This window comes from Pseudomonas sp. K5002 (assembly GCF_013386655.1).
Taxonomy (GTDB): domain Bacteria; phylum Pseudomonadota; class Gammaproteobacteria; order Pseudomonadales; family Pseudomonadaceae; genus Aquipseudomonas.
In genome coordinates this window covers 1-753 of the sequence record NZ_JACARK010001159.1, presented here as the reverse complement: position 1 = coordinate 753, position 753 = coordinate 1, and the positions used below count along the sequence as shown (strand labels likewise).

At 65.3% G+C, this 753-nt stretch carries 1 protein-coding gene and 1 pseudogene; both read left to right on the top strand.

Translation table 11 applies throughout. From position 1 onward, the window contains the following. Positions 1–378 (top strand): ATP-binding cassette domain-containing protein (locus HX846_RS34405; protein ID WP_178967169.1); only part of this gene is annotated, 378 nt, incomplete at its 5' end. Next, positions 368–753 (top strand): annotated as a pseudogene (locus tag HX846_RS34400) (alpha-D-ribose 1-methylphosphonate 5-triphosphate diphosphatase); the annotation flags it as partial. The gene HX846_RS34405 and the pseudogene HX846_RS34400, both read left to right, overlap by 11 nt.

Below are 753 nucleotides of genomic sequence, written 5' to 3'. Positions count from 1 at the left end.
ATGGAGCCCGCCCTGGCCCGTGGCTGGTCGAAGGCCAATGCACAGTCGCGCGCCGAGCATCTGCTGACCCGCCTGAATATCCCGCAACGCCTGTGGCAGCTGGCACCCGGTACGTTCTCCGGCGGCGAGCAACAGCGGGTCAACATCGCCCGCGGCTTCATGGTGGATTGGCCGGTGATGCTGCTGGACGAACCCACCGCGTCCCTCGACGACAGCAACCGCCAGGTGGTGCTGGAACTGATGAACGAAGCCAAGGCTGCTGGCGCGGCCTTGATCGGCATCTTCCACGACCGCGCCGCCCGTGAAGCGGTCGCCGACCGCCATTTCGACATGACCCCCGCGCCTGTTGCCCAAGAGGAATACGCCCATGCCCGCTGAACAGATCCTCAGTAATGCCCGGCTGGTGACGGCTGATCGCATGTTCCTTGGCAGCATCGTGCTGCGTGACGGGCTGATCGTCGACATCGCCGAAGGCCGCAGCCAACTGCCCCAAGCCCAGGACCTGGACGGCGATTTCCTGCTGCCGGGCCTGGTGGAATTGCACACCGACAACCTGGAAAAACACATGACCCCGCGCCCCGGCGTGGACTGGCCGTCGACCTCGGCGGTGCTCAGCCATGACGCGCAGATCATTGCGGCAGGCATCACCACGGTGTTCGACGCGGTGTCCATCGGCGACGTAAACCCCAAGGGCAACCGCATGCAGAAACTGCCGGCGATGCTCAATGCCATCGCGGCAGCAGAAAGCGCCGG